The 23,119-nt window shown below is 67.4% G+C and carries 21 protein-coding genes; 6 read left to right on the forward strand and 15 right to left on the reverse strand.

Features of this window, described 5'->3' with window-relative positions; genetic code table 11:
* Nucleotides 1-55: 55 nt before the first annotated feature.
* From NDN01_RS20225 to NDN01_RS20285, 13 genes are all read right to left on the reverse strand, one after another.
* A complete protein-coding gene (locus tag NDN01_RS20225) occupies nt 56-3,004 on the reverse strand; it encodes a DUF6493 family protein (RefSeq protein ID WP_272623639.1) in 2,949 nt (982 codons plus the stop codon).
* Entirely contained in the window at nt 3,001-4,197 is a 1,197-nt protein-coding gene (locus tag NDN01_RS20230; protein ID WP_272623640.1) for an SWIM zinc finger family protein, read from the reverse strand. The genes NDN01_RS20225 and NDN01_RS20230 overlap by 4 nt, the downstream gene beginning before the upstream one ends.
* 437 nt (nt 4,198-4,634) lie before the next feature.
* Complete coding sequence (gene rlxS / locus NDN01_RS20235) at nt 4,635-6,599, reverse strand: relaxase/mobilization nuclease RlxS (protein ID WP_272623641.1); 1,965 nt, start codon at nt 6,597-6,599, stop codon at nt 4,635-4,637.
* A gap of 255 nt (nt 6,600-6,854) precedes the next feature.
* A complete protein-coding gene (locus tag NDN01_RS20240) occupies nt 6,855-7,211 on the reverse strand; it encodes a hypothetical protein (RefSeq protein ID WP_272623642.1) in 357 nt (118 codons plus the stop codon).
* Nucleotides 7,212-7,431: 220 nt separating this feature from the next.
* Nucleotides 7,432-8,025, reverse strand: coding sequence for a lytic transglycosylase domain-containing protein (locus NDN01_RS20245; RefSeq protein WP_272623643.1), 594 nt, complete (start codon nt 8,023-8,025; stop codon nt 7,432-7,434).
* Nucleotides 8,013-8,603 carry a S26 family signal peptidase gene (locus tag NDN01_RS20250; RefSeq protein ID WP_272623644.1) on the reverse strand — a complete coding sequence of 197 codons (591 nt, stop codon included), beginning with the start codon at nt 8,601-8,603 and terminating at the stop codon, nt 8,013-8,015. Before NDN01_RS20250 ends, NDN01_RS20245 begins: the two co-directional genes overlap by 13 nt.
* Entirely contained in the window at nt 8,600-8,827 is a 228-nt protein-coding gene (locus tag NDN01_RS20255; RefSeq protein WP_272623645.1) for a helix-turn-helix domain-containing protein, read from the reverse strand. Before NDN01_RS20255 ends, NDN01_RS20250 begins: the two co-directional genes overlap by 4 nt.
* Nucleotides 8,828-8,933: 106 nt before the next feature.
* Nucleotides 8,934-9,233 (reverse strand): DUF736 domain-containing protein, encoded by a 300-nt coding sequence (locus NDN01_RS20260; RefSeq protein ID WP_272623646.1) that lies wholly within the window; start codon nt 9,231-9,233, stop codon nt 8,934-8,936.
* A gap of 408 nt (nt 9,234-9,641) precedes the next feature.
* Nucleotides 9,642-9,794, reverse strand: coding sequence for a hypothetical protein (locus NDN01_RS20265; RefSeq protein WP_272623647.1), 153 nt, complete (start codon nt 9,792-9,794; stop codon nt 9,642-9,644).
* Nucleotides 9,795-9,914: 120 nt separating this feature from the next.
* Nucleotides 9,915-11,699, reverse strand: coding sequence for a ParB/RepB/Spo0J family partition protein (locus tag NDN01_RS20270; RefSeq protein ID WP_272623648.1), 1,785 nt, complete (start codon nt 11,697-11,699; stop codon nt 9,915-9,917).
* Between the two features lie 101 nt (nt 11,700-11,800).
* Nucleotides 11,801-12,199, reverse strand: coding sequence for a DUF2958 domain-containing protein (locus NDN01_RS20275; protein WP_272623649.1), 399 nt, complete (start codon nt 12,197-12,199; stop codon nt 11,801-11,803).
* On the reverse strand, nt 12,196-13,161 hold the full coding sequence (locus tag NDN01_RS20280) for an ArdC family protein (protein ID WP_272623650.1): 966 nt from the start codon (nt 13,159-13,161) through the stop codon (nt 12,196-12,198). The genes NDN01_RS20275 and NDN01_RS20280 overlap by 4 nt, the downstream gene beginning before the upstream one ends.
* A 528-nt stretch (nt 13,162-13,689) precedes the next feature.
* Nucleotides 13,690-15,204, reverse strand: a complete 1,515-nt coding sequence (locus NDN01_RS20285) for an ArnT family glycosyltransferase (RefSeq protein ID WP_272623651.1) — start codon at nt 15,202-15,204, stop codon at nt 13,690-13,692.
* Nucleotides 15,205-15,381: 177 nt separating this feature from the next.
* Between NDN01_RS20285 and NDN01_RS20290 the strand changes: the two genes are divergently transcribed.
* Nucleotides 15,382-15,624 carry a DUF7662 domain-containing protein gene (locus NDN01_RS20290; protein WP_272623652.1) on the forward strand — a complete coding sequence of 81 codons (243 nt, stop codon included), beginning with the start codon at nt 15,382-15,384 and terminating at the stop codon, nt 15,622-15,624.
* Nucleotides 15,625-15,792: 168 nt separating this feature from the next.
* Complete coding sequence (locus tag NDN01_RS20295; protein ID WP_272623653.1) at nt 15,793-19,047, forward strand: restriction endonuclease; 3,255 nt, start codon at nt 15,793-15,795, stop codon at nt 19,045-19,047.
* A gap of 19 nt (nt 19,048-19,066) precedes the next feature.
* Here the strand turns inward: NDN01_RS20295 and NDN01_RS20300 are convergent, their stop codons facing one another.
* Together NDN01_RS20300 and NDN01_RS20305 are read right to left on the reverse strand one after the other, a co-directional pair.
* A complete protein-coding gene (locus NDN01_RS20300) occupies nt 19,067-19,609 on the reverse strand; it encodes a DNA -binding domain-containing protein (protein WP_272623654.1) in 543 nt (180 codons plus the stop codon).
* Nucleotides 19,610-19,643: 34 nt separating this feature from the next.
* Complete coding sequence (locus NDN01_RS20305) at nt 19,644-19,856, reverse strand: transcriptional regulator domain-containing protein (RefSeq protein ID WP_272623655.1); 213 nt, start codon at nt 19,854-19,856, stop codon at nt 19,644-19,646.
* 211 nt (nt 19,857-20,067) lie between these two features.
* On the opposite strand from NDN01_RS20305, the gene NDN01_RS20310 reads away from it, so the two are divergent.
* From NDN01_RS20310 to NDN01_RS20325, 4 genes are all read left to right on the forward strand, one after another.
* Nucleotides 20,068-20,811, forward strand: a complete 744-nt coding sequence (locus NDN01_RS20310) for a LuxR family transcriptional regulator (RefSeq protein ID WP_272623656.1) — start codon at nt 20,068-20,070, stop codon at nt 20,809-20,811.
* Between the two features lie 77 nt (nt 20,812-20,888).
* Nucleotides 20,889-21,497 (forward strand): acyl-homoserine-lactone synthase, encoded by a 609-nt coding sequence (locus NDN01_RS20315; RefSeq protein WP_272623657.1) that lies wholly within the window; start codon nt 20,889-20,891, stop codon nt 21,495-21,497.
* A complete protein-coding gene (locus NDN01_RS20320; RefSeq protein WP_272623658.1) occupies nt 21,497-22,384 on the forward strand; it encodes a phytanoyl-CoA dioxygenase family protein in 888 nt (295 codons plus the stop codon). The genes NDN01_RS20315 and NDN01_RS20320 overlap by 1 nt, the downstream gene beginning before the upstream one ends.
* A 4-nt stretch (nt 22,385-22,388) precedes the next feature.
* Nucleotides 22,389-22,985, forward strand: a complete 597-nt coding sequence (locus NDN01_RS20325; protein ID WP_272623659.1) for a GntR family transcriptional regulator — start codon at nt 22,389-22,391, stop codon at nt 22,983-22,985.
* Nucleotides 22,986-23,119 lie beyond the last annotated feature (134 nt).

The raw sequence follows: 23,119 nt of genomic DNA on the forward strand, positions 1-23,119 counted from the left end.
CCCGCAACTCGCCAGGGAATGCTGACTGGCGTGCTCTCGGAGGAGTTGCACGTCCCTACGAATGGCCAGCCTCGGCAAGTAGCTTGGCAACTTTCACAAATTTTCCATTGCCTGTTGCCGTCAAGAGTACATCGCGCGCTTCCTCAGCAAGCGCTTGTCCTGTTATTGCCCGCGCTTCAACGATGACCTCAAGCAAGCGAAACGCATTGTTCGCTCCAAAATCCAGTTTCGGCAGCCATAGCTGAAGCGCATCGCTGACCACCTTGGCGTGGAGCGGCGAGATCTGAACGACCTGCATCAACGTGTCGCCCAGCCGGTTCAGCTTCATCCACTCGCCTTCAGCCAGCCGGGCGATCGTCGATGCGAACAGCTCCGGATCGAAGAGCCGCACATCGATGCCATCGATCAGCGCATCGACCGCGAGCCCGCCGGCATCGGCGTCCTTGCCGACGAGGCCCAGACACAGCAGCAGATGGCCCGTCTCTCGCCACGGCCGGCCGTGCTGGAACAGCGGCTGGAAATAGCCATGGCTCGGGGTCCAGCTGCTGCTGTTGTCGTCGGTCCTCAGCATCAGCCTCGTGACGCCGCGCATACAAGTGGCGGTCGGATTCTGCGGCCAGACAAACGCGAGCCAGTGCGCCACCCACGGCGAGTTCATCTCTCCGGACCAGTAGCGTTTTGTGTCCATGCGACGGTTGAGAGCGGCGGTCGGCAGTTCGCTCCAATCGGTGCGGGTGCGCGCGCCGAACGCCTCAGTGACCCGTCGAAGCAGTCCAGCCCGCCGCTCGGCAGCTTCGTCCCGCCCCTCGCAGGTCACGGAAATCGTGAACTCCGGAATCTTCCAGCGCGTCTTGTCATACTGATGAGCCTTGTGGGACGAACGCCAGACATAGCGTGCGGGCCGAACGCCGTCGGGCAGCGCATCGTCCAGATTCAGCGGCGCCAGTTCTTCGGTCCAGTCCCGGTACGGATCGCGGCACCGTGCCGCCGTGATCCAGGCTGCGGAGTGGGAGCGATCCGACCGCGCCGGGCGCGCTTCTCCGCCCAGGGCGAAATCGACGATCCCACGCAATGGAGCAGGAAGCCCAGCGGCACGCTCCAGCGCTTCCCGCCGGTGATCCGGGGCCAGCCGGAGCAACGACAAGCGAAAGTCCATGCTGTCGGCGGAGGCGCCGCCATGCGCTTGGATCAGCCGCTCGACCCAGACTAACGGATCGATCCATCCGCCCTTGTGCGTGGGCGCAGAGAGGAGCGGCCGCCTTTCGCCGCGATGGATGGCCTCGGCAATCGCATGAAGATGCGCCCTCACTGGTACGAAGCCGTCCTCGAGCGTGTAATATTGCGATTCCTCGCTGGGCGTTCGATAGTGCCGCCCCGTCAGCCAAGTGTACAGCAGATCGAGCAGCGCGCCGCCGACGCCCACGGTTCCCAGAACAATGCTGGTCGTCCCCCGGCCGGTCTTCAGGCGGTGCAGCAGTGGAGCGACCTTCGCATCGAAATCCGTGGGCCGGTCATTCGCGAGCCGCGAAATCGCATCGATGATTCGCTCCACCTCATCGGGGGAATCCACGGTCTCCACAGTATGCAGGACGGCTTCGATCAGCGCTTCTGCGGTTTCGATGGGAGCGATCTTATCTTCCGGCAGGAGGATCGGCTCCGCGAGCCGATCGCTCGCGATCGGGTGATAGTCGAACCTGGTTTCGGTTGCCTCCGCGACCAATCCGCCCGGTTCGGTGCCTCCTGCCTCTGGATCGGCGGGGTCCTGGTCGTTGGTCGTGACCAGCTGCGCAAAACGAGCACGATTGCTTGCCGCCACGAACGGCTCCTTGTCGCGCAAGTTCGCCAAATCCTCGGATGCCAGCTGGGCGGTATTCGCGCCCAGGATGTCGAGGGCCAGCGCCTGTACGTCGGCTTGCGCATGCTGCAGTGCTTCCCCAACGACCGAAAGTGCTGCCCGCGCATGGCGCTCCTGCCGCGCGATGATCCGCTTGAGCAACTTCAGCGCCGCGACCGCATTTCCCTTACCGTCGCTCGAAAAGACCAGCGGCAGCTCACGGAGCGCCGGATCGATATCCAACGCGCTCTTCTTCTCGACCTCCGAGAGCATCTCGATCGCGAATTTCACGACGTGGCCGACGGGATGGCAGAGCAGGTCGATATAGTCGGACTGGTGCCGGCGGAGTTCGGCCTCGCTCGGCCCCATCTTCTTGTAGAAGCCGTGGAAGCCCGAAAGCTGATTCTGCTTGAGGTCGCGCTTCAGTCCGTCGAGCGCCCACTGAAGCAGGTCCGCACGATCGAGATGGCCCTCGGCGGACAGCTTCAGCAGCGCCTCCGTCCAGGTCTCATAGTCGGACGCGGCGCCCTTGGTCAGCCAAGCGTTGGTGTTGAAGGCAATGCTCTCGACCCGGAAGAGGCCCTCGACGTCGGCCAGCAGGTCAGGATCGGCGAGCAACTGGGTCGTGATCGGCGGGACGACTTCATCCTTGCGATAAAATCCTGTCCGCATGAGATAGCCCGCGAACATGCGGTAATAGCCATCCACTTCGGGCTTCGCGCAGACACCATCCCGGATCCATTCCCGCAACGCGGCGAAATTCAGATGCGTGAAGTCAGCCTCGAGTTCATGGGTGATCCATTCGTTCAGCCATGCCGGGCGCCGATCACGCAGGATGCGGTCGAGCAACGGCACCTGTTCGTGCCACACATGAACCTGACGCTTCTTGACGATCGACAGTGGCCCAACCGCGAACAGCGCCAGCATGGCATGGCGCGTTTCAGCCGCGTTCCAGTAATTCCATTTGTCGCCCTTGCGGCTAGCCAGAACAGCCTTCAGTCGGTCTGATGCACCCTTGTCCGTCGCGCTGCTGTAGAGCTGCTTGTAGAGCTTCTGAACCGGTGCCGACAATTTGGCGCGCGCCTTCTCATCGAGCGGTGCAAGCGCGCGCTGCAATGCCCAGTCGCCCTTAGGATCGAGGACCAGCGCTTCCAGCTCGTCATAGGTCATCCGGCCACCGCTTCCGCGTCTTCCGCGACGATTGATGCCGCCAGGATATGTTTGCACGGGCCACGCTGGCCCTGATATTTGCTGAACCAGGGGCAGGTGCAGCTCTGATGGTCCTCGCAGATACGGACGCGGTGGAGCGTGCCGGTGCCCTGCACTTCGAAGGTCGCGACCGCACGGTTGTCATCGGGCAGACGCCGAACTAGTCCGCCGTCGACCAGCTTGCGCGCATTGCCGAGCCGCGGCTGCATTTCCTCCACCTTGTCGAGATCGAACGGCAGTTCGCGGTGGAAATATCGCTGGGCTGCAGCGTCGAACCCAGCCATCCCCCTGCTCCCCAGCACCGCCAGCGCCGCCTCGACCTCCGCCGTATCCAGGCCGAAGCTGCCGGCCATTACATCAGCGTCCACCCGTGACTGCCATCTCAGTCCGGCGCGCACCTTCGCGATTACCGCGTCCTCCGGCGGTTTTGCGAGCGTCGCGAGAATCTGCCCCTCGCCGGAAAAACCGCGAAAAACCTCGGGGCTGATCATCAGGAAAAAGGAGCCGACCGCGTAGCGGACTTCCCAGGCGCTGGCGCCGCCTTCCTCGTCGCACCAGATCCGCACGCTCTGCGCGCGCGGCAGTAGCGGCTCGATCACCTTGACGCGATGCGTCCCCAAGATCGGCACGGCGCCCTTTTGCGGCCGCTGGCTCAGCCGGATCGACCGAGCGGCCGAGACCGCATAGCTCGGCATCCTCGGCTTGGCCGCTTTGGGGAGCGTCCGGACAAAGCGCAGCGCTTCGACCGCGCTGACTTCCATCATCAACTGCAATCGCGGCTGATAGGCCTGCACCTCGCTGAACCCCTTTATCCAGCGCAGCGGTAGTTTGACCTTCTTCTCGACGGTCTTCTCATTGCCCTTGCTGAGCACCACCTCATCGGCACCAACCGCGAACTGCACATCCTCTTCGTCACGCAGTCGGAGAAGCGCGTTACGCATCGGCTGGTTGAAATCAACGTTGGTCGTCCCGCGCCCATGGCATTCGCCGTCGAACGCCTCCGTTGGCAGGTCGACGCGCGCATAGACGCCGCAGCAACCGCTGAAGCCCTCCAGCCGCAGCATCTCCTCATTGCTGGTCAGCACGGGGTCGAGAATGGCGGGCCGGGGCAGGAAGAAGTGCGTTCGCACGACATCGCTCAGCGTATAGAGCATCTCGCCGAGTATCCGCGGCTGTCGGACACGGCCGTCGAAAAAGTAGGGGCGCTGCTGGTCCGCGTTGCAGGTCGCAAGCGAGAGCTGGGGGCGCCCGGAGGCAGCAGCTACGCCTGACGGGAACGCGTACTGATATGTGAAATCGATCGCAGCCGACACAGCCCTTCCCCCCACGCATCTTGGATAGATGCAATTGGCTACGCAACAGTTCGATTGCACGTGGTGAAAAATCTATTCTTGAAATAGTTCGTTGCGGCAGCCAGCGGATCGCGCAGGTTCCTTGCCAGATCAGATCACTCTCCGAGAACCGACCGAGAGCCGGCGGACCGAATTCCACAGAAAGTCATGGTTGGCACCGTTCGAACAAACGGCGGCTCTTAGGATCGGCGACCGGACCAGTGAACGACCGAAACTGGGGCGCAAAGCGGTCCTGTAGATCAAGATATCTGGGGGGCGGCACGATGTCGCCCGAACTGCCAGCTGATCCCATCGGACCTCATCACACCAGCCACCGGCTTGCCCAGTTGCCGTTCCAGGACCGCTCGCCACGGCACCAAGCTGAACTCGCGACCACGCTCGACAAGGCCATAGCGCCCGCTCGCCAGCTCAAGCTTCCGAGTCAGCCGGCCCTCGATCCTCTGGCCCCGAACCGGCTCGGCGAATACCTTGCCAAGCTCCTCTTGCAAGGTTCCCGCGACGCGGAGCAACTCGCGCCGCCGCAGTGTTGCGAGTAGCCCTCGCCTGAGCCTGGCGACACCATCGCCTTCGACATCGGCAAGGCCCTGCTCGACCAGCCATTGCCGGCGCGCGGCAAGCGCGCGCCGCACCTCGCGGCCGAACCCGGCGTCGCGTGCCGTCAACGGCTCGTCCCCCGCGAGCGCCTGGTCGAGCCACGTGGCGGCGTCGGCGCCGGGCAGCCGGTCGAGCGGCACCGCGGATAGCGTCTCGATCGCGACCGGCCGGTCGCGAAACTGACGCCCCCCATAGGCGGCCGCTCGCTCGACATGGTCGCTGGCGATGCTCCAGCTCCCATCCGCCTGCCGATCAACGACACCCGCCCGCCGCATCGCCTCGAGGCGGCGGACATGCGTCTCTGCGAACGCCCGGCTTGCCTGCGGGTCATGCTCGAGATGGAGCGCTACCGAATAGTTCCCGTCCTGCGCGCGGGCGACTGCGGCGATCGTCCGGTCGACTTCGCGGACCCCGGCGCTGCGTCCCTCCACCCGGACGATCGCGCCTTCCGGTGTCGGGTCGGTCGCGGTGGCGCGGCCGATGTCGAGATAGTGCACGCGACCGTCGATCCCATCCACGATCAGGTAATGGCGGTCGCGATGCTCGTCGGAGAAGCCGCGCCCGACGACGCGGCCGACGATCGGCGCCCGCAGTTCGCCCTCGATGACGCGATCGGCCTGCGCTCGCTCGAGCCGGCGCGCGGTCAGCTCGCGCTGCATCAGCCGGACGATGTCGCCGCGCTCACCCATGCGCCGCAGCGTGTCCTCGAGCCCCTGGGCGAGCCGCCATCGCCCGCCGCCCAGATCCTCGGCCAGACCCATCGCGCCGAGCTTGCGCAGCCTGCCGGTGGCGATCGCCTGCTGGAACGGATCGTTGTGCGCGGGGCTGGTGATGCGGTCGGCGTCCATCCGGCGGAGCAGCCGGCGATCGATCACGGTCAGCCGCTCCTGCTCGACATCGTGCCGAAGCCGACGCTCGATCTCCTGGTCGGTACGCGGCCCCAGGTCGAGCGTGGCGAGCTCGGCGGCGCGCTCGCGCAGGCCGTGCGCGATATACTCGCGAGCGATGACGAGGTTCTGGCCCTGGTCGTCGACACCGCGCAGCATGATGTGGGTGTGCGGCTGGTCGGTGTTGAAATGGTCGACCGCGACCCAGTCGAGCCGCGTGTCGAGGTCGTGCTCCGCCTGCGCCATCAGCCGGCGGACAAAGGGTTTGAGATCGGGATATTCGGCGCCGTCCTCGGCCGAGAGGATGAAGCGGAACTGGTGGCGATCGTCGGCGCACCGGTCGAGGAACGCCTTGCCGTCGGCGGTGTCGCCATCGCGGCCATAGAGTTCGCCAGGATTGCCCTCGCGGGTGACGCCGTCGCGCTGGATGTAGCGCAGATGCGCTCGGGCTGCGGCGAACCCCTTGCCGCCCATCCGCACCAATCGCACCTTGACCATCGCGCGCCGGGCCCGCGACCCGGCGAAGCGGTCGCGGCTCGACAGCAGGCGGCCGATGCTGGCGCCGCGTCCGATCCGGCTGCCGTCGAACCGCCGCGCCCCGACACCGGTCTTGCTGCCGGCCAGCCGGGCGGCGGCGAGCACGCGGCCGGCATAACGGACGAGCTTCCTGCCATCCTTGCCCTTCGATTTGCCCAGCTTCGGCTTGAACGCGTCGTCGCTCACCGGCGCTCTCCGCGAGTCTCGCGAGAACCGGCCGGAAACCACGCATTTCCGCCGCTCCAGCGCGATCTGTCTCGCGCGCCCAGCGGCCTGTCTCCCGAAAAAAGGATGTGCAGACAAAGGCTTGAACAGGGTCGCGAGACGCTGCCTTTATCTTGTTTTCCCTGTCTCTCCTGCCTGCCTCCATACCGGCGTAAAAAGAAGGCCGGGACACGCCGCCTGCCTGGCAGCGCATCCCGGCCCGAATGGAGGCGGTCTTCACGCATCCGCGAACGCCCGCCGCGCCTGGTCATTCTCCACGAAACGGCGCTTCCCGAGCATCCCGACCGCGTCGCCATCGCCGTCGACCACCATCACCGCGACGAACCAGCGCCCGTCGATCCGGCCCATGATCCGCACCCGGTCGAGCTCGATGCCGGCATCCTCGGTGCCGTGATAGCTGCCGAGCCAGCGCTCCTCGACGCGTGCATCCCAGAGGAAATCGACCTCCTCGGCATCGAGGAACCGTGCCGCCAGGGCCGACCCTGCGCTGCTTCCGAACTCGATCTCGAGCCCCGAGACCAACGCCGCCATCACGCGATCGGCCGCGTCCGAGAGCGATTGCACCTGTGCCATGACCTGTCTCCGCTTGCGGTCCCCACCATCGAGGACAAGGCCTTCGGGACGGGTGGCGGAGCGGCGGTCAGGGCCGCCGCAGCGCCAGCGGAGGCGCCGCGGAGCGGACATGGGGGGAACCGATTTGCGGAGCAAATTGGGGGGCACCCATGGGCCTTGAGGGCCGGTCCGCCGCCCGTCATGCTGGGACTTCACGACGCGCCCTACCACCCTCGCCACGTCACCGGTCCTCGCGGCGAAGGACGAACAGGCCGGTCGATTGGTGGGGCGAACCGGCAGCCGCGGGACCTTCCGGCGATGCCCGGCGCACCACGAACAGCGGCTCGGGCGCGGGCGTCGCAGCCGGGGTTTCGATGACGCTCGATCCGCCGAGACCGCGCAGATAGGCGGCCGTCTCGGCGGGAAGTCCGGCCCTGCCGGCGAGCCAGTCGGCATAGCGGGCGGGGCCGGCATTGTAGGCGGCGAACAGCCCGGGATAGCCGAAGCGATCATACATCCGCCGCAGATAGCAGGCGCCTGCGACGATATTGTCGGCGGGCAGGTCCGGATCCTCGCCGAGCCCGAGGTCCCGGCGCAGCTCGGCCCAGGTCGCCGGCATCAGCTGCATCAGCCCGATCGCGCCCTTTGGGCTGCGGATCGGGCGACCGTCGAGTATCGTCCGCCCGCCGCTCTCCGCCCGCATGACGCGCGCGATCCAGTCGCCCGACACGCCGCAGCGAATGGCCGCGGCCTCGATCTCCGCTGCCCAGCGCCAGGTCTCGTCCTGGCCGGGCGAACCGGCGACGAGCAGCGCGGCGAGGATCAGCGGCGCCATATCAGCCTCGCCCGGCCGACCAGTTCGGCGCGCGTGCTAATCCCGAAATAGCGGCCGTCGAACGCGCCCCGCGCATCGGTCAGCAGCAGATACTCGCCCGCGCCCAGCCGTCGGCAGCCCCGCCACCAGGGCAGCGGCCGGCCGCTCGGATCGCGCGCCAGCCGTATCGCGACGAGGCCGCCATCGACGGTGATCCGGGGTCCATCCGCACAGACCAGCGCGCCGCGTGCGGCCGCTACGCGCTTCACCAGCGGCACGTTCGCGGGGAGATAATGGCGCCGCGCGGCAACCATCCGCCATCGCTGCGGCACCCGGGCGACGGCCATCTCGCCGCGCGCGGGCGCATCGCCGGGCCACACCCAATAGAGGCCGGTGGGCGCGCTGGCGCTGGCATTCCAGACGAGGCGCGGCGCCGGCGCATAGACCGGCGGCGCGGCGAGCAGCACCAGGCCGGCGCCGCCGAGGATGCCGAGCCTGAGCCGCCGCAGTTGCTCGAGGCGGTGGCTGTGCCGGGCCTCGCCCCAGGCGAGCAGCGGTGCCTCGCTCCCGGCCCCGCGCCCCTTCACGGGCGGCTTCATGGGCGGATCCCGGTCGCGCTGTGCGCCCGGCTCCATGCGTCGAGGTCGTCGATATGATATTGGACATAGCGGCTGTGCCGGCGGAACACCGGCCCGTCGCCGCGCACCCGCAGCCGCTTCAGCTGGCGCGCCGAGATCGCGAGATAGGCCGCCGCCTGCTCGGTGTTGAGGAAGGGCGAGCCGCGCTTGGCGCTGCTTGCCCGGTCGATATCGTCACCGTCCATGATCCTGTTCCTCGTGCCGTCGAACGGCACCGGGGATGGCGGGCGGGACACCGCGCGAAGAGTGTCGAAAACGGCACCTGCCGAATTCGACACCCCCGGGCCATGCTCAGCGCGACCAGATCAGGTTGTGCGTGCCGTGCTCGCCCTCGACCAGGGTCGCGTAGATCGGGGCGGGGAAGGACGGATCGTCGAGCTTGACCGAGACATAGGGCCGGTCCTCGCGCGAGGTCTTGGTCCAGCCGGCGCCGAACTCGACGCCGCCCGAGGTCGTGACCCGGTGGTCGGGTGCCTTGTCATTGTCCTTGGCCGAGGGCTTGATGCTCGCCTTCACGTTGAGGGTCAGGGTCCGGATAGTGCCGGTGAACACGCCCGAGTCGTCGCGGGTGAAGCTGCCGATGGTGGCCATGATGCGTCTCCTTGTGCTTCGACGCCGCGCCAGTGCGGCCTCGATGGCGACGCCCGGGCACCGCAAGCGGCCGGCATGCACCCGGGCCCGCAGGGCCGGGCCGCAGCGCAGCGAAGGGCGGCCAAAGCCGGCTTTCTTGCCTCGCGAGGAAGGCGCGGGGGCGAAGCCCCAAGCCGGGGAAGAAAGCCGGCGACGCCGTTGCTGGCCCAGGCCGCGCGATGCCAGTCGGCCATCGTGGAGAGGCCGCATGCGGCGGCGATCGGATCAGGAAGGAGGGTCGGTCCGCGATAGGCAGAACCCGTGCCGATCGCCATCGGCACACCGCATTCCGGCTATGCGACGCGCTGGCGTGCCGGGTCCGACAGGGCAGACGTCACGGCACCGGACGAGGTTCGGGCGGTCACAGGGTTAGGTCGTGTCACGCCGCGCGGCCAGCATGGTCGCATAGTGCGCTGCGAAGTCGCGGTGGATCTTGGCGATCATCGGCGTCCTGACGCGCTCCGCATTGGCGAGGGAGGCCGCGCGACGGCGCTCGTAATAGGCACGGTCCTGGTTGGTCATGCTGCGTCTCCGGGCGTTCCGGCGAGTCGTCATGCACCGATATACCAGCCCCGGCGGGGGCGATCCAAGCCGGACCGGACGCGAGGAAAACGGGGCGGCAGGACGCCGCCCCGTGGGAAGTCAGGCAGCGAGCGGCTGAGGCTCGGGCAGCGGCTCGGGCGCGTGCGCGGCGAGCGCGGCCTCGACCTTGGCGCGCGCCTTGAGCGTGCCGACGCCGCCGCGCGCTGTATAGGCAGCAGGCGGGAACGCCATCCAGCGCGGCACCCAGTGCTCGACCTTGGCACGGCCCCTGGCACCGGCGAGATGGTCGGCGACGATCCTGCGCAGTGTCTTGCCGGTCTCGCCGGCATTGGCGTCGGCGACGGTCGTGCCGGCCACGTCCGCGACGATGCAGGTCAGCACTTCCCTGTCGCGGACCAGCTCCAGGAACGCGTCGTCGGTCTGCCACCACTCGGCGATGCGAACGCCCATCTCGCCGCCGACCGCCTCGACCGCCACGCTCCCGGCGGCAAGCGTCTCGCCCATCAGCACCGCGATCACGTCCATGACCTTGGAATCGGGCAGGTCGAGCAGGACCAGGAAGACGCCGACCACGCCATGCTCGCCATGCCCGCCGCAGATCGTCGGCGCCTCGGGATCGAAGCCGAGGACCGCCAGCATCCGCCGCCGCTTCGCGTCGAACAGGGCCTCGCCCCGGCAGGTCTCGACCGACTCGGCAATCGCGTCGCTGCGCGCCTGTTGCGGCTCGGCCTCGACCCGCCAGAGATGCGAGCCGGCGATGGCGTGCGCCACCATCAGCCTGAGCGCGACCTTGGGCCGCGACAGCAAGGCGGCGCGGACGGCGGCATGGCGATGCAGGTCGATATAGGTCTGCATCGGGCCGCTGACCTCGGGCCGCACGACCTTGAGGAGCTCGGCCTCGGGCAGTTCGCCGCGCTCGATCCGCTCGGCACGCGCCGCTTCCTTGGCGGAAAGATAGCCTTCGTGGAGCACCACCTCGCCACTCGCGCGCACGTCGATATAGACGCGCCCGCCCTTGCGCTTGGGCGTCTTCACCTGCTCCCAACCCTGATATCGTTCGGACGGCCCGACGATCTCGACGCCGCTCCAGCCCGCCTCCAGATAGGCGACACGCCGGGCCTCGATCGCCGCGTTCTGCGCGGTCCAGAAGGCCTCGGCATCGGTCACGAAGCGCTGCTCGGCGAAGAGGTCGGCGACCAGCGCGAGCCCGCTCGCCTCGATATCGAACAGCGCATGATGCGCGCTGATCGCCTGCCCGCCGAGCAGCCAGCCGCGCAGCTGCCAGCCGATCGGGCAATGCGTGTCGGGCGCATCCCACAGCGCCAGCCACTCCTTCTGCTTCGACTTGCTGGCGAGAGTCAGCTGGCGGACGGTCTGCGCGTCGATCTTCTCGCGGGCATAGAGGTCGCGGACGCGCGGCAGGAGGTTGCCCAGCGCGAGCGTGCGCCGCACGGCCAGCACCGGCAGCGCGAAGGTGTCGGCGATCTCCTCCGGCGAGCGGCCTTCCTTGACCAGCCGCACGAAGCTTTCCCAGCGCGTCACCTCGTCGGGGTCGAGCCGCGCCATGTTCTCGATCAGCGAGGCTTCGACGGCGGCGGCATCGTCGCCGTCTTCGAGGATCGCGCAGGGGAACACATAGGGTTCGGGCAACGTCTCGTCCTCACTCGACCGCTCTCCGGCGACGATCTCCCCGGCGTGGAAGCGGCGCGCTCCGGCAAGAATGCCGAACCGACCCTCCGCCCCGGGGCGGATGACGAGCGTCTGGAGGATGCCGCGCTTGCGGATGCTCGGCAGAATGTCGCCGACATCCGGGGCCTTCCGGCCATAGCGCATGTTCGCCTTGTCGACATAAAGCTTGTCGAGCGGGATGAAGTCGAGTTTCATGGCACTGCTCCTTGTGAGCGTCGGCCCCGTCTATCGTGAGAAGTGCGCGGGACCGGTTTTCGGGATTGCGGCGAAAGGCGCGCCGCGCGCCTTTCCCGCTGTCACTCGGGCGGCGGAAACCGGTCGGCCAAGTCGCTGGCGGTATTCCTCGCGCGCCGGATCAGCACTTCCGCTGTGAGGATCGACCCGGCCTTGCGCGCCCATGCCGCCCAGTCGGTGAGGCTCAGGTCCGTCGAAAAGTTCAGGTCGCGCTCGATGCGCAGGCCGAAGGGCAGGCGCAGCGCCTCGATCTCGGCAATCGAGAAATAGCCAAGCTCCGGACAGCCGAAGCCAAGGTCCGCCAGCCCGAACAGCGCGTCGCCGTCCTCGGCCAGCTCGCTCGCCAGCCATGTCGCGGTGGAGAGCGGATGGAACAGCTTGACCAGGGGGCGCTTGTCCATCGCATTGCCGCGGAACTGCTCGCGCAACGCGGCGCGAAGCTCGGGGGTGAACAGGCTCATGCGGCGTCCTCCATCGCGGAGGGCTCGCGACAGGCGAGCAACCAGTCGGCGGCCTTGGTCGCGAGGCTCGCGGCGCGGAAGATCGCGCGATTGTCGGCGCGCAGCACCGCCAGCCACGATCCGAGATAATTGGCATGGCGGACGCTCGGCACGATCCCGAGCGCGGCGCAGAGAAAGGCCGAGGCCAGCTCGGCGACCAGCTCCTCGCGGGCATAGCCGGCGCTGCCGAACGGGTTCGACAGGTCGCGCGCCAGCCGCGAAGGATGGCCGGTCCAATGGCCAAGCTCGTGCTGCGCGGTGCGGTAATAGTCGATCTGGTGCCGGAAGGCCGGCTGCGGCGGCACCCGCACATAGTCGTGGGAGGGCGAGTAATAGGCCTCGGCCCCGCCGATCCGGAAGTCGGCCCCGGTCGCGGTAATCAGCGCCTCGGCGACCGGCACCAGCTCGCGCTCGGGCAGCGGTGCCGCGCCCGCGACCATCCGCTCGGGCAGCCCGTCACATTGCGCCACGTTGAACAATGTGAAGCGCTTGAGAAAATGGATTGCCTTCTCGGGCGGTTCATCCCCGTTCGGCGGGGTGACGCTCCCCCGGAGCGTCCCCTTGTCCGCCTCCTTGGGGATGAACCGGTCGGCATAGACCACCCCGACGCCATGCTCGCCCCTGCGGACGCACCCGCCCGCCTCGAGTGCCTGCTTGAAGGTCAGCCAGCCCTGCGAGGCATAGCCGCGCGCGATGACCTCGCCCCACAGGATCAGGACGTTGATCCCCGAATAGGCGCGGTTCGAGACGGCGTTGCGCGGCAGCCCCGGCGCGGCGACGGCGGCGTCCCAAGGCTGCACCCAAGGGAAGCGCCCGGCCTCAAGCTCCGCGACGATGCGCGCCGTCACCTCGTCATAGAGCGAGGCGCGCGACACGCCCCCGCCAGCCTCTCCCCCGGCACGACGCCCGCGACCCTTGCCCATGACCCAGCCTCCTCGATCCCAAAAACCGCACCCGGCCCCGGAAAGCGGGGTGGGCGGCGAGGAAGCCCTGGAAGGCCCGCGACCAGGGGCGGGGCGCACCCGAAGGGCGGCAACGAAGAGGAGGACCCGGTCCCGCAGGGCCGGGTTGCGCCCCGCCCCAAGCGGGCCTAGAAGGGCGCGCCGACCACACCGCTTGCCAAGGCCGGACCGGCAACGCCGGCGCTACCAGCGCCGACAAACTCCAGCGCCAGCGATCGTCACCCGAAGGGCCGGGACGCAAAAGCGGCCCGGCGGCGCAGCCGTAGAGCGCGGTCGCAGGCACGCGATCCAACAGGCAACGCACCCTTGCCGACACCGCAGGCGGGGCGGCGTGCGCGCGCAGGCATGTGCGCCAGCCGCCGCACCGTCCCCGGTCCAAGGCAAGTGTGCCGCGCGGTCGAACAAGACGCGCGAACCCTGTCGCTGCGCAGCAGCGCAGTGTGCGCCCAACAGACCCGCGCCCTCCAGCGATCGCGCCGCGAGGCGTCCTCAAGAATATTGTTTGAGCTGCGGCCAGAGCTTGTCGAGCGGAGGCTTCACGCTGCGGCACAAGGCGATGACCTTGTCGTTCTCGAAGGACATCGCATAGCGGGACCAGGTCTTGCCCAGGAGCGTCACGCTCTCGCAATAGGGCCGCATGTCCTCCAGGCTCTCCTGGACGGAGAGGACGTTGACCGGTCGCTGCCCGCGCAGGCCCCACAGGAAATACTGGTTGTGGCCGCTGACCACAGGCGGAAGGCCATTGGCATAGAGATCGAGTGCAGCCGCCTCGCCGTAATTGTCGACCTTGATTGCGGTGGCCGCGCGCTCGGGGGCAGGGATCCGGTTCCACGCTGCCTCGACCTGCCCGGCGAAATCGTGCCAGCCCAGCTGGTCGGCCACGACCTGGGGCAGGGTCGTGCCCTCGAAGCTGCGTTCCTGCTGCTGGGGCGCGATGCCGACGCGGTGCATATAGGCCTCGAGCATCGGCGGCGAGAGGATCGGCAGTGCCAGCGGCGCCGCCAGCGCCGAGAAGCCCAATGCCGCCGCCACGCCGATCCCGGCTGTGACCCTGCCCATGGCACCGCGCGCCAGCGGCGCCAGCGCCACCGCGCCGATCACGAACAGCATCGGATAGAGCGGTGCGAGATAATAGTCCTTGCCATGGCCGAGGCGGACGATGACGACGACCACCGCCGCCGCGATCACCAGGAAGCGAAGATCCCTGAGCGGCCTGGCGACGAAGGGCGCGACGAGCCCGGCGATCCACAGCGGCGCAAAAGCCGGGTTCATCACGAAGACCTGGTTGGCGGCGAACGGCAGGAGCGGGATATCGGCATTCTTGCCCTTGGCGGCCGCGCCGAGCTCCAGGAACGGGAAGCCATGGGCATATTGCCACAGGAAGGACGGCAGCGCGATCGCCGCCGCCAGCGCCGCGCCGATCCAGAAGGCCGGGCGCGACAGGATACGGCGCTCGGGCGTCGCGACCAGGCCGATCGTCAGGCCGAGCATCCAGAACAGCATCGAATATTTGATCTCGAGCGCGATCCCCGCCACCAGCCCCGCCAGGACCAAAGCGCGATCGTCCCCGTCGCGGCCCGCCTTGACCAGCAGACAGGCGATGGCGGTCCAGGCCAGCGGATCGAACGCCGAGGTGTTCAGCGTCGCGACCAGCCCCATCAGCATCGGTGCGACCGCGCAGGCGAACCCGGCGAGACCCTGGGCGAGCCTGGCACCGCCGAGCAGACGGACGAAGCGCATCGCCAGCCACACCAGCGCGCCCGCCGCCAGCGCGGTCGGCAGCCGCAATCCAAAGGCACCGAGCCCGAGCTTGTAGAGCGACGCGGCCAGCAGCGGCACCAGGGGCGGCTGATCGACATAGCCGAAGGCCGGATGCTGACCGCAGACGATGAAGTAGAGCTCGTCGCGGAACAGGTCGTAGCGGCCGCCCAGCGCCAGATGGCAGGCGACGACCGCCAGCGCGGCCATGAGCGAAGGCCGGTCAATGCGGCGCGGTCGATCCATCCTTGCCTCCACCCTGCATCCCCGCCTTCGATCCCGACGATCCGTGTTGCATATGCAATACACGTGTCAATGGTGTCGTTCCCAAGGAGCAATCACCCGGTACGGGAGCCAAGCTGTCGATCGTGCCCGCCGAACCATACAGGCTTCACCGGGCCGCTAGCCGCGCTATCAGGCTGCATGGCAAAATATGATCCCCTGCGAGACCATCTCGAAGCCAATGGCAGCCCGCTGATCAACCTCTCGTTCGCCACCATCGCGCACATGGTCGACGGACTGCCGCAATCGGCATCCGACTATCGGGCCTGGTGGTCCAACGAACGGGCCAGCACGCGTCATGTCCAGGCACGGGCCTGGACCGAAGCGGGCTATGCCGCCGAGCCCGATCTGGCGAACCAGATGGTGCAGTTCCGCAAAGGATAGCCGGGACCCGTTACAGTTATCGACGAGAGAGAATTTCTTGTTAGAAAACGGAAATGGGTGGAGGGGCATGTACGCTGATCATGTCATATCATGATCGAGTGCTGTGTGCCGCTTTTTCAAGAAGCCGCCGGAGGCCTTCATCGGGAAGCGGAGCAGGGCCAAAGCGAAATGAGCGCGCGCGAGTACGCACCGGACGACGAAGCGCTGCGCGCCGAGCTCGGTCCTCGCGCCGGGCTGACGCACATCGCGGCGCAGGCACCGTTGCTCCCGCTGACCGAGTTTGATCCGCGTCATTTCGAGATCCTCTGCTACTATCTTCTGTGCGAGGAAGCCGGCGGCGAAAGCTTCTTCGACAGCGTGACATTACTGAACGGCGGGGCGGACAAGGCCCGTGATATCCTGCTGCGGCGGGGCGCGGTGACCGGCATCGTGCAATGCAAGCGGTACGCCAAGCGCATTGGGCCGAGCGCCATCGCCACTGAAATCCTGCGATTCGCGCTGTACGCGGTACGTGATCCCAGCCTGTTGCCCCAGGCGGCCACCCAATATCAGTTCTGGACCGCCTCCGGGCTGACCGATGAGGCCCGGCAACTCATCGAAGCGGACGATAGCGGGGCGAGGCTTCGTGCGCTCCTCCCCGATCTGTTCACCGACGCCCGTGGCAAACACGTCACGCTTCGCGCACTGGCCGACGAAGCGGCGAACCGTGCCGAGGAGCTCGAGGCGCTCGAGATCGCGGCACGCCTCCGTCTCGGGCATGTCGGCCCCGAGGCGATCGCGCGCAAGTTACATCGACATCCGGGAATAAGACGCCAGTTCTTCCGTTCTCCCGAAGATGGTCCGCTACTCGCCTCGAACGCCGAAATCGATCATCTGGTGGATCGCCTGCGCGAAACCGAACTCGCGCGGATGCGCGCGGACCGGCGTCTCGATGCGCAGGCCTATGTCGCGCGGACCGGGCTCGAGGCGGCATTCACCGAATATCTCGAAGCACCGACTCGACTGTTCAGCGCGGTTGGCGGATCAGGCCAGGGCAAGACCAGCTGGATCGCCCAGCTATTGAAAACGACGCCAGGCGGGCGGGCCATGCTGATGATCCCAGCCGAGAGAATCGCGCCAGGCGATCGCAACCCCGTCGATACCATGGTGCGCCTACTCACGGCCCAGCGACTGGAGGGAATAGCGCCAGAGCGTTTCGATCAAGCGCTCTGGTCCTGGCTCGACGCGGATAACCGTCTGCTGGCGGTGGATGGACTCGACCGGGTGATATCGGATGTACGCGAGACGCTGCCAGGCTGGCTCGAGGCCGCGCTCGATCTCACCCAGGACGCCTCGGTTCGACTTGTCCTGACGGCGCGGCGCGAGGCCTGGACGCACCTCACCTCGCGAGTGTCACGTCTGAAGAGCCTGGCATTTTCCGGGGAAAGCGGAAGCGGTTTCGCGAGCTTCGAGCTGACGGCGCTCGAGCACGAGGAAGCGGAACAGGTCTACGCGGCTTATGGCGTCGCGCCTGACCAACATCGCGGCGCCCGGCTGCATTCGGCGGCACTGATCGCCCTGTTCGCGAGGATGCACGCGCCTGGTGGCGAGATCGTGACCCGGTACGAGATTCTGGCGCGTGAATATCAAAATCTCCTGACCGAAATCAAAGCGGCCGGGATCGGGGGCGTCTCGGCGGTTCAGACTCTGGATTGGCTGGGTGACCAGCTGTTCGCCGTGGCGGATGGCTGGGTCACCTCGGTTCCACCGGCGCATATGGTCGCCGTCCTCGACGTGCTTGTCGACCGGGATCGCCTTATCCAGCGCGAGAGCCGGCTTCGGGTCGACGCCGATGATATCGCCGAATTCCTGCTCGCGCGACGCCTGGATATCGATGCCGCCATCGAGGCGCTCGACGTGGGTCGCGACGATCCGCTGTTCATCGGGGCGGTTTCGCTCCTCATCGCGCGCCAGGAGGCGGAAGGCGGCGCGGATGCCGCGCTTGAGAAACTTCTCAGCGACGCTCAGCCAGGCCTATCGGCGCGGCTTGATGCCACCGCGCGCGCGCTGCTTGAACTGCGCGACCCCGCGGCGGTGTTGAATCGAATCACCCAGGCGATTGGCCTGTGGCAAGACAAGAACTTCATGCTGATCGCCAGCAATCTAGGTGAGATGCTGATCGAGATCGCTTTGCCTGGCCGCGCGCGCTTCGACCTGATCCGGCCGCTGCTAGACGGTGAGGAGGCCGATGACTGGCGGAGCAAATATTGGCGAGGCAATCAGGTCGGCCGATGGGTCTCGCGCTGCGCGATGGCCGCCGAACGGGCGGTACGCGAGGATCCTATCGGCTTGCTCGGGCCGATCCTTGCCCTCGCCGGCGAGAAAGATGCCCTGCACGAGGCGGTCGGTGAGTTCCTGCTATTCCGGGCGGCTCAGGTCGCACCCGAAGCGGCCCTTCGCGAAAGCTGGGCACAGCACTCGCAGGCGCCTGGCGCCATGCTAGTAGCGATCGCCGCCGCACCGCTGGCGGCGGCGACATTCCTGCCGCGAATCGAGCTCACCACCCCGCATGTCGAGGCCTTCGTGGTCGAGCGCCTGTGGGAGATCGCCGCGAAAGATGAGAACGTGACGGATCCCGCGGCGCTTACCGTAGCCCTGGGCGGGGCGGCGAGCGCTTTGCTCGATCAAATCAGCGCACCGCCACTACGCGCGACATTGCGCGTGATTCAGCTTCGTGCCGGCAAGAACGGAGACGCGATCGAGGAGCTCCAGCGGCTATGGTCCGCAGTACCGGAGACAGTCTTCTGGGAAGCCGTCGCGGCGCTCGGCGAGCATGGCCTCCCCCGTATCCGGGACCTGCTCATGGAAGAGCCGGCCACACCGAGACGCAAATGGCTGCTTTCGATCATGCCCGGTCACATCTTCGATACAATAGAACCAGCGCCGGTGCTTGAGACGCTACGGACATTGATCACGCGCGCGCCCGATCACGCATCGGTCGCGGCGGACGTTCTGGAGATCATGCTCTATCGGTTCAGCCCCGCGGATCTTCCCTCGCTCGAGGATCTGGCGCTGGAGGTCGCCCGGAGCCCGATCGATCAGGCGCGATCGAAGCTACTCTATTACGCCGGCTCGCCAAATCATGGTGAGGACGATCCAGAAGAGGAAGAAGTCGCGCGCCGCGAGCGCCTCCTCGACGTGCTGGTGGCGCATGAGACCGGCGGCACGCTCGACCAGTTGGTGTGGAAGATCATCGAGTCAGCGAGCGAGCGTCCGGACCCGCTGGCGAGGCTGGTCGATCTTGTCGCCCGCCTCGGCGAAACAGCGCCCCTCGCCTCGGTCGACAGTTACGCGTTCCTGCCAGGCGGTGAAACCCTACGTGAGGCGCTCAGGAGCCATCTGGGCCTGCCGAAGGACCAAGGACGCCGACGACGCCCTCTGTAAACGCGGCTCCCAACCATCATCAATTTCCGAGCAGCGCCCGCCAACCGCCGGCGGCCATCGCTCGCGCCTCCGCCGCTCGTCGGCGGACTCGCGACATCAGGAAATCGGACCGCCCTTTCCACTCCGCACGGACCCGCTCCTCGCCATAAAGGGCGACGGCCATCTCCCGGTACGATGCGCCTGCCGCGATCGCATCCCCGACCCGAAGTGTCTCCAAACGCCGCGGCAGGCCTGGCTCCGTCGGATAGAGCAGCCGCGCGAAGCGACCGGTGCGCCATAAGCCCAGCATGCGCCGCAAGGTCAGCACCGGTGCATCGACGCGGGTCAGCCCGGAAAGGAGATAGTCGAGCCGCGCCGGACCTTCCTCGATCAGTGTCCCTTCGACCACGTCAATGCGGATGCGGTGCCAGCCATCCGACAGTGCGACATGCTCGCGGCCGCCGCCGCGCACGATTGTCGCCCAGCGCATCAACCGGGCCAAGTCGATCGCCTCGGGATCCGAACCATCGGCCGGCACGGCGCGAACCTGAAGCACGAAGGGATCGAGGTCCGCATGCCACAACAGGCGCGCCTCAGGCGCCGGCCGGCCGGCATCCTCAGCGAAAGCAAAGCCCGAAAGCCCGGGCGTCCGCCTCCGTCTCGAGATGCGGCGCCGTCCCGGCGCCGACGCGCCGCAACCGCGCGCTGATCGCCGCATAAGCGGGATCGCGGCGCAGCCATTCCCAGGCGAGGCCCGCGCGATCGATCCCGGCCAGCGCGCGGTAGGGCGCGCTGTCCCGCCAGTCGGGACGGCCGTCAGGCCGCCCCATCACCGGCGCGCCGGGTCAATGCGCAGGTGGGGGGAGGGCCTAAGCGCGATAGCTGGCACGTAAATTTGCGCCGCCGACCACAACCGACTAAACCCGCCAACCTATCGATCCGACCGCGGCGCCGACGGGAAAGCGACGCACGCGGCCATGGCATGGCTGGAACGAGGACGCCGCGGCCTGGGGTGCGTCCCGCATCGGCATGGCATGGGACATGGTACTCGCGACAGCGCAACAATTCGCCTATGCGGTCGAGGCCGCGGGGAGCATCCGAGAGCTCGGCGACCTCCTCGACGCGATCGGCCGAGAGATGGGCTTTCGATATTTCGCGCTGACGCATCATGTCGATATCGCCTGCGCGCCACAGCCCGCGATCCGTATCCACAATTATCCCGGCGAATGGGAAGCGTTCTTCGATGCGGAAGGGCTGGGCCGCTCCGACCCGGTGCACCGGGCCTGCCACATGACGAGCCTGGGCTTTGCCTGGACGGCGCTGCCCAGGCTCGTCATGCTGACGCGGCGCGACGACGAGATCCTCGCGCACTCCAGGCGCGTCGGGCTCGCGGACGGCTTCACCGTGCCGGCGCATATCCCGGGCGAGTTGGCGGGATCCTGCTCCTTCGCGACCGCCCGAGGACAACCGCTCCGGATGGAGTGGCTGCCGCTGGCGCAGTTCATCGGCACCGCGGCGTTCGAGGGCGCGCGCCGACTGTCGGGCATCCGCGGCGCCGAGCAGGATCGCCCCCGACTCAGCGACCGCCAGCGCGACTGCATCTACTGGGCGGCACGCGGCAAGTCCGATTGGGAGATCTCGCAGATCCTCGGCATCGGGCATGATACGGCGATCCAGTACATGAAGGAGGCCCGGGGCCGGTACGGGGTCGGAAACCGGACCCAGCTCGCGATCCACGCGCTCTATGACGGAGCGCTCACCTTCACCGATGCGCTCGGGCGTTGAAACTCCCCATTTCTGGGGAATAGCCAGCACCCGCCGCCGGGCAGACGATCGGGGCTCCACAGCCAGGGGAGCCGATCATGTTGTTCACACAGGGCGATGCCGGCGCCGCGAGCGACGCAGCGATGCGCGCGATGTTTGAGGCGAGGAAGCGCGTCTTCGTCGACTTGCTGGGCTGGGACCTGCCGGTGCTGGCAGGCCGATACGAGATCGACCAGTTCGACGACCGGCATGCCCACTACCTGATCCTCGCCGACGCCGATCAGAGCCATCTCGCCTCGGCGCGCCTGCTGCCCTCGATCCGGCCGCACATCCTCGATACGCTGTTCCCCGAGCTGTGCGACGAGGCGCCGCCGAGCGGCCCCGACACCTGGGAGATCACGCGCTTCTGCCTCGACCGCAGCCTCAGGGCAGCCGAACGCCGCCTTTGGCGCGACGCGTTGGTCCAAGGCCTCGCGCACTACGCGCTCGAGCACCACATCACCACCTATATCGGCGTCGCCGAGCAGGCCTGGCTCCAGCAGATCCTCGCGTTCGGCTGGCACGCCGAGCCGCTGGGTCCGCCCAGGCGGATCGGCACGACGATGCTCGGCGCGCTCAAGATAGACATCACCCCGGCCACGCCGGCGCTGCTCGCCGCCAACGGCATCCACCCGGCGACTTCCATCGTCCAGGCGGAGGCGGCGTGATGGCGACACAGCTTCGAGATCCCGTGCCAGACGCGCCGGCCATGTTCGACGCGACGCAGCAGCTGCTCGACCAGGGCTATCTCCTCCTGCGCGGCGCGCTGCCAACCACCACGATCGCCAGCCTCGACGCCGATCTCGCCGACGCGTTCGAACAGACGCCATTCTGCCAGGGCGGCTTCTACGGCGAGCGCACCAAGCGCTTCGGCCGGCTGCTCGCCCGCAGCACCCATAGCGCCGAGCTGGTCATGCACCCCGAGATCCTCGACATCACCACCCAGATCCTCAGCCCGTGGTGCGACTGCCTCCAGCTCAACCTGACCCAAGCGATCGCGCTCTATCCCGGCGCGCTGCCACAGCTGCCGCACCGTGACCAGGACATGTGGCGCGGTCCAACCGGCACTATCGAATATCTCGTCAACGTGATGTGGCCGTTCACACCCTATCACGAGGAAAACGGTGCGACGCTGGTCTGGCCGAGCAGCCATGGTGCCCATGCCCTCGAGCCAAACCCCGACACCGACCCGGTCGCCATCGACCTCGACCCCGGCGACGCTCTCCTCTTCCTAGGCTCGACGCTGCACGGCGCCGGAGGCAATCGGACCGACACCGTCCGCCGTGGCGCGATCGTCAGCTACTGCCTGGGCTGGCTCAAGCCCTATGAGAATCAGTGGCTCGCCTATCCGCCGGACGTCGCCCGCCACTTCCGGCCCGAGCTCGCGGCGCTGGTCGGCTACCGCCAGCACCGTCCCAATCTCGGCAATTATGAGGGGCGGTGCCCGTCGATCCTCCTCCGGGATCGTCACGGCCAGCCGATCGGCGCGATCGATGCGCTCCGACCCGACCAGCAGGTGCTGATCGAAGCGCATGTGGCCGGACAGCGCGGCTAGCGCGATGAGTCCCGGCGCCACATTCGAGCGGGTCTATAAGGAGCTGAAGCGCATGCTGGCCGCAGGCGAATTGCCGCCAGGCGCGCCGATCGAACCCGCGCTGATCGGCCAGCGGATCGCCTCCAGCATCACGCCCATCCGCGACGCGCTGCACCGGCTCACGGGCGAGGGGCTGGTGGAAGCACCGAACCATAACGGATTTCGCGCACGGTCCCTTAACGAGAAGGCATTGCGCGATCTCTATGGTTGGAATTGGCAAGTGCTGGAGCTGTCCACGCGGCATTTGAGCACAGCTATCCCGATCATTGTCGAGGATGCGACCGGCGAGGACGTCGCGACGGCCTCGGCGAAGCTCTTCGAGAAGCTGGCCCATGGGACCCAGAATAACGAACATCCGCGAGCCGTCCGCGCCTTGAATGGCCGCCTCGCGCCGTTTCGTCGATTGGAAGCGGTCGTGCTTCAGGGTCTCGATGAGGAATATCAATCGCTTGTCAGCGCTATTCTAGCAGGGAACGGGCCAGACCTCCGCCGTCTGCTCGCTTCCTATCACCGCCGTAGGCTGGGCGTGGTACCCGCTCTCCTGGCGGCAGCTTCACCGTAACCCCTGATGCGACCGCGCCCGGCCAAGCATTCCGTGGTCTCGAGCGCGGTCGACTCCGCGATCCACCCTTTTGAGCCGCATCGTGGCACCATCACCGGCGATGGCGGTCGATTACATGGGGCGACAAAGCCGCC

It is taken from the genome of Sphingomonas sp. QA11, assembly GCF_028473665.1.
GTDB lineage: Bacteria > Pseudomonadota > Alphaproteobacteria > Sphingomonadales > Sphingomonadaceae > Sphingomonas > Sphingomonas phytovorans.

Excerpts from the sequence above, each read along its gene's own strand:
- NDN01_RS20225 (WP_272623639.1), bottom strand. The coding sequence starts at position 3,004 with ATGACCTATGACGAGCTGGAAGCGCTGGTCCTCGATCCTAAGGGCGAC.
- NDN01_RS20270 (WP_272623648.1), bottom strand. The coding sequence starts at position 11,699 with ATGAAACTCGACTTCATCCCGCTCGACAAGCTTTATGTCGACAAGGCG.
- NDN01_RS20285 (WP_272623651.1), bottom strand. The coding sequence starts at position 15,204 with ATGGATCGACCGCGCCGCATTGACCGGCCTTCGCTCATGGCCGCGCTG.
- NDN01_RS20250 (WP_272623644.1), bottom strand. The coding sequence starts at position 8,603 with ATGAAGCCGCCCGTGAAGGGGCGCGGGGCCGGGAGCGAGGCACCGCTG.
- NDN01_RS20290 (WP_272623652.1), top strand. The coding sequence starts at position 15,382 with ATGGCAAAATATGATCCCCTGCGAGACCATCTCGAAGCCAATGGCAGC.
- NDN01_RS20230 (WP_272623640.1), bottom strand. The coding sequence starts at position 4,197 with ATGCTCTATACGCTGAGCGATGTCGTGCGAACGCACTTCTTCCTGCCC.
- NDN01_RS20315 (WP_272623657.1), top strand. The coding sequence starts at position 20,889 with ATGTTGTTCACACAGGGCGATGCCGGCGCCGCGAGCGACGCAGCGATG.
- NDN01_RS20320 (WP_272623658.1), top strand. The coding sequence starts at position 21,497 with ATGGCGACACAGCTTCGAGATCCCGTGCCAGACGCGCCGGCCATGTTC.
- NDN01_RS20275 (WP_272623649.1), bottom strand. The coding sequence starts at position 12,199 with ATGAGCCTGTTCACCCCCGAGCTTCGCGCCGCGTTGCGCGAGCAGTTC.
- NDN01_RS20260 (WP_272623646.1), bottom strand. The coding sequence starts at position 9,233 with ATGGCCACCATCGGCAGCTTCACCCGCGACGACTCGGGCGTGTTCACC.
- NDN01_RS20310 (WP_272623656.1), top strand. The coding sequence starts at position 20,068 with ATGGTACTCGCGACAGCGCAACAATTCGCCTATGCGGTCGAGGCCGCG.
- NDN01_RS20255 (WP_272623645.1), bottom strand. The coding sequence starts at position 8,827 with ATGGACGGTGACGATATCGACCGGGCAAGCAGCGCCAAGCGCGGCTCG.
- NDN01_RS20265 (WP_272623647.1), bottom strand. The coding sequence starts at position 9,794 with ATGACCAACCAGGACCGTGCCTATTACGAGCGCCGTCGCGCGGCCTCC.
- NDN01_RS20280 (WP_272623650.1), bottom strand. The coding sequence starts at position 13,161 with ATGGGCAAGGGTCGCGGGCGTCGTGCCGGGGGAGAGGCTGGCGGGGGC.
- NDN01_RS20245 (WP_272623643.1), bottom strand. The coding sequence starts at position 8,025 with ATGGCGCCGCTGATCCTCGCCGCGCTGCTCGTCGCCGGTTCGCCCGGC.
- NDN01_RS20305 (WP_272623655.1), bottom strand. The coding sequence starts at position 19,856 with ATGGGGCGGCCTGACGGCCGTCCCGACTGGCGGGACAGCGCGCCCTAC.
- NDN01_RS20295 (WP_272623653.1), top strand. The coding sequence starts at position 15,793 with ATGAGCGCGCGCGAGTACGCACCGGACGACGAAGCGCTGCGCGCCGAG.
- NDN01_RS20325 (WP_272623659.1), top strand. The coding sequence starts at position 22,389 with ATGAGTCCCGGCGCCACATTCGAGCGGGTCTATAAGGAGCTGAAGCGC.
- NDN01_RS20240 (WP_272623642.1), bottom strand. The coding sequence starts at position 7,211 with ATGGCACAGGTGCAATCGCTCTCGGACGCGGCCGATCGCGTGATGGCG.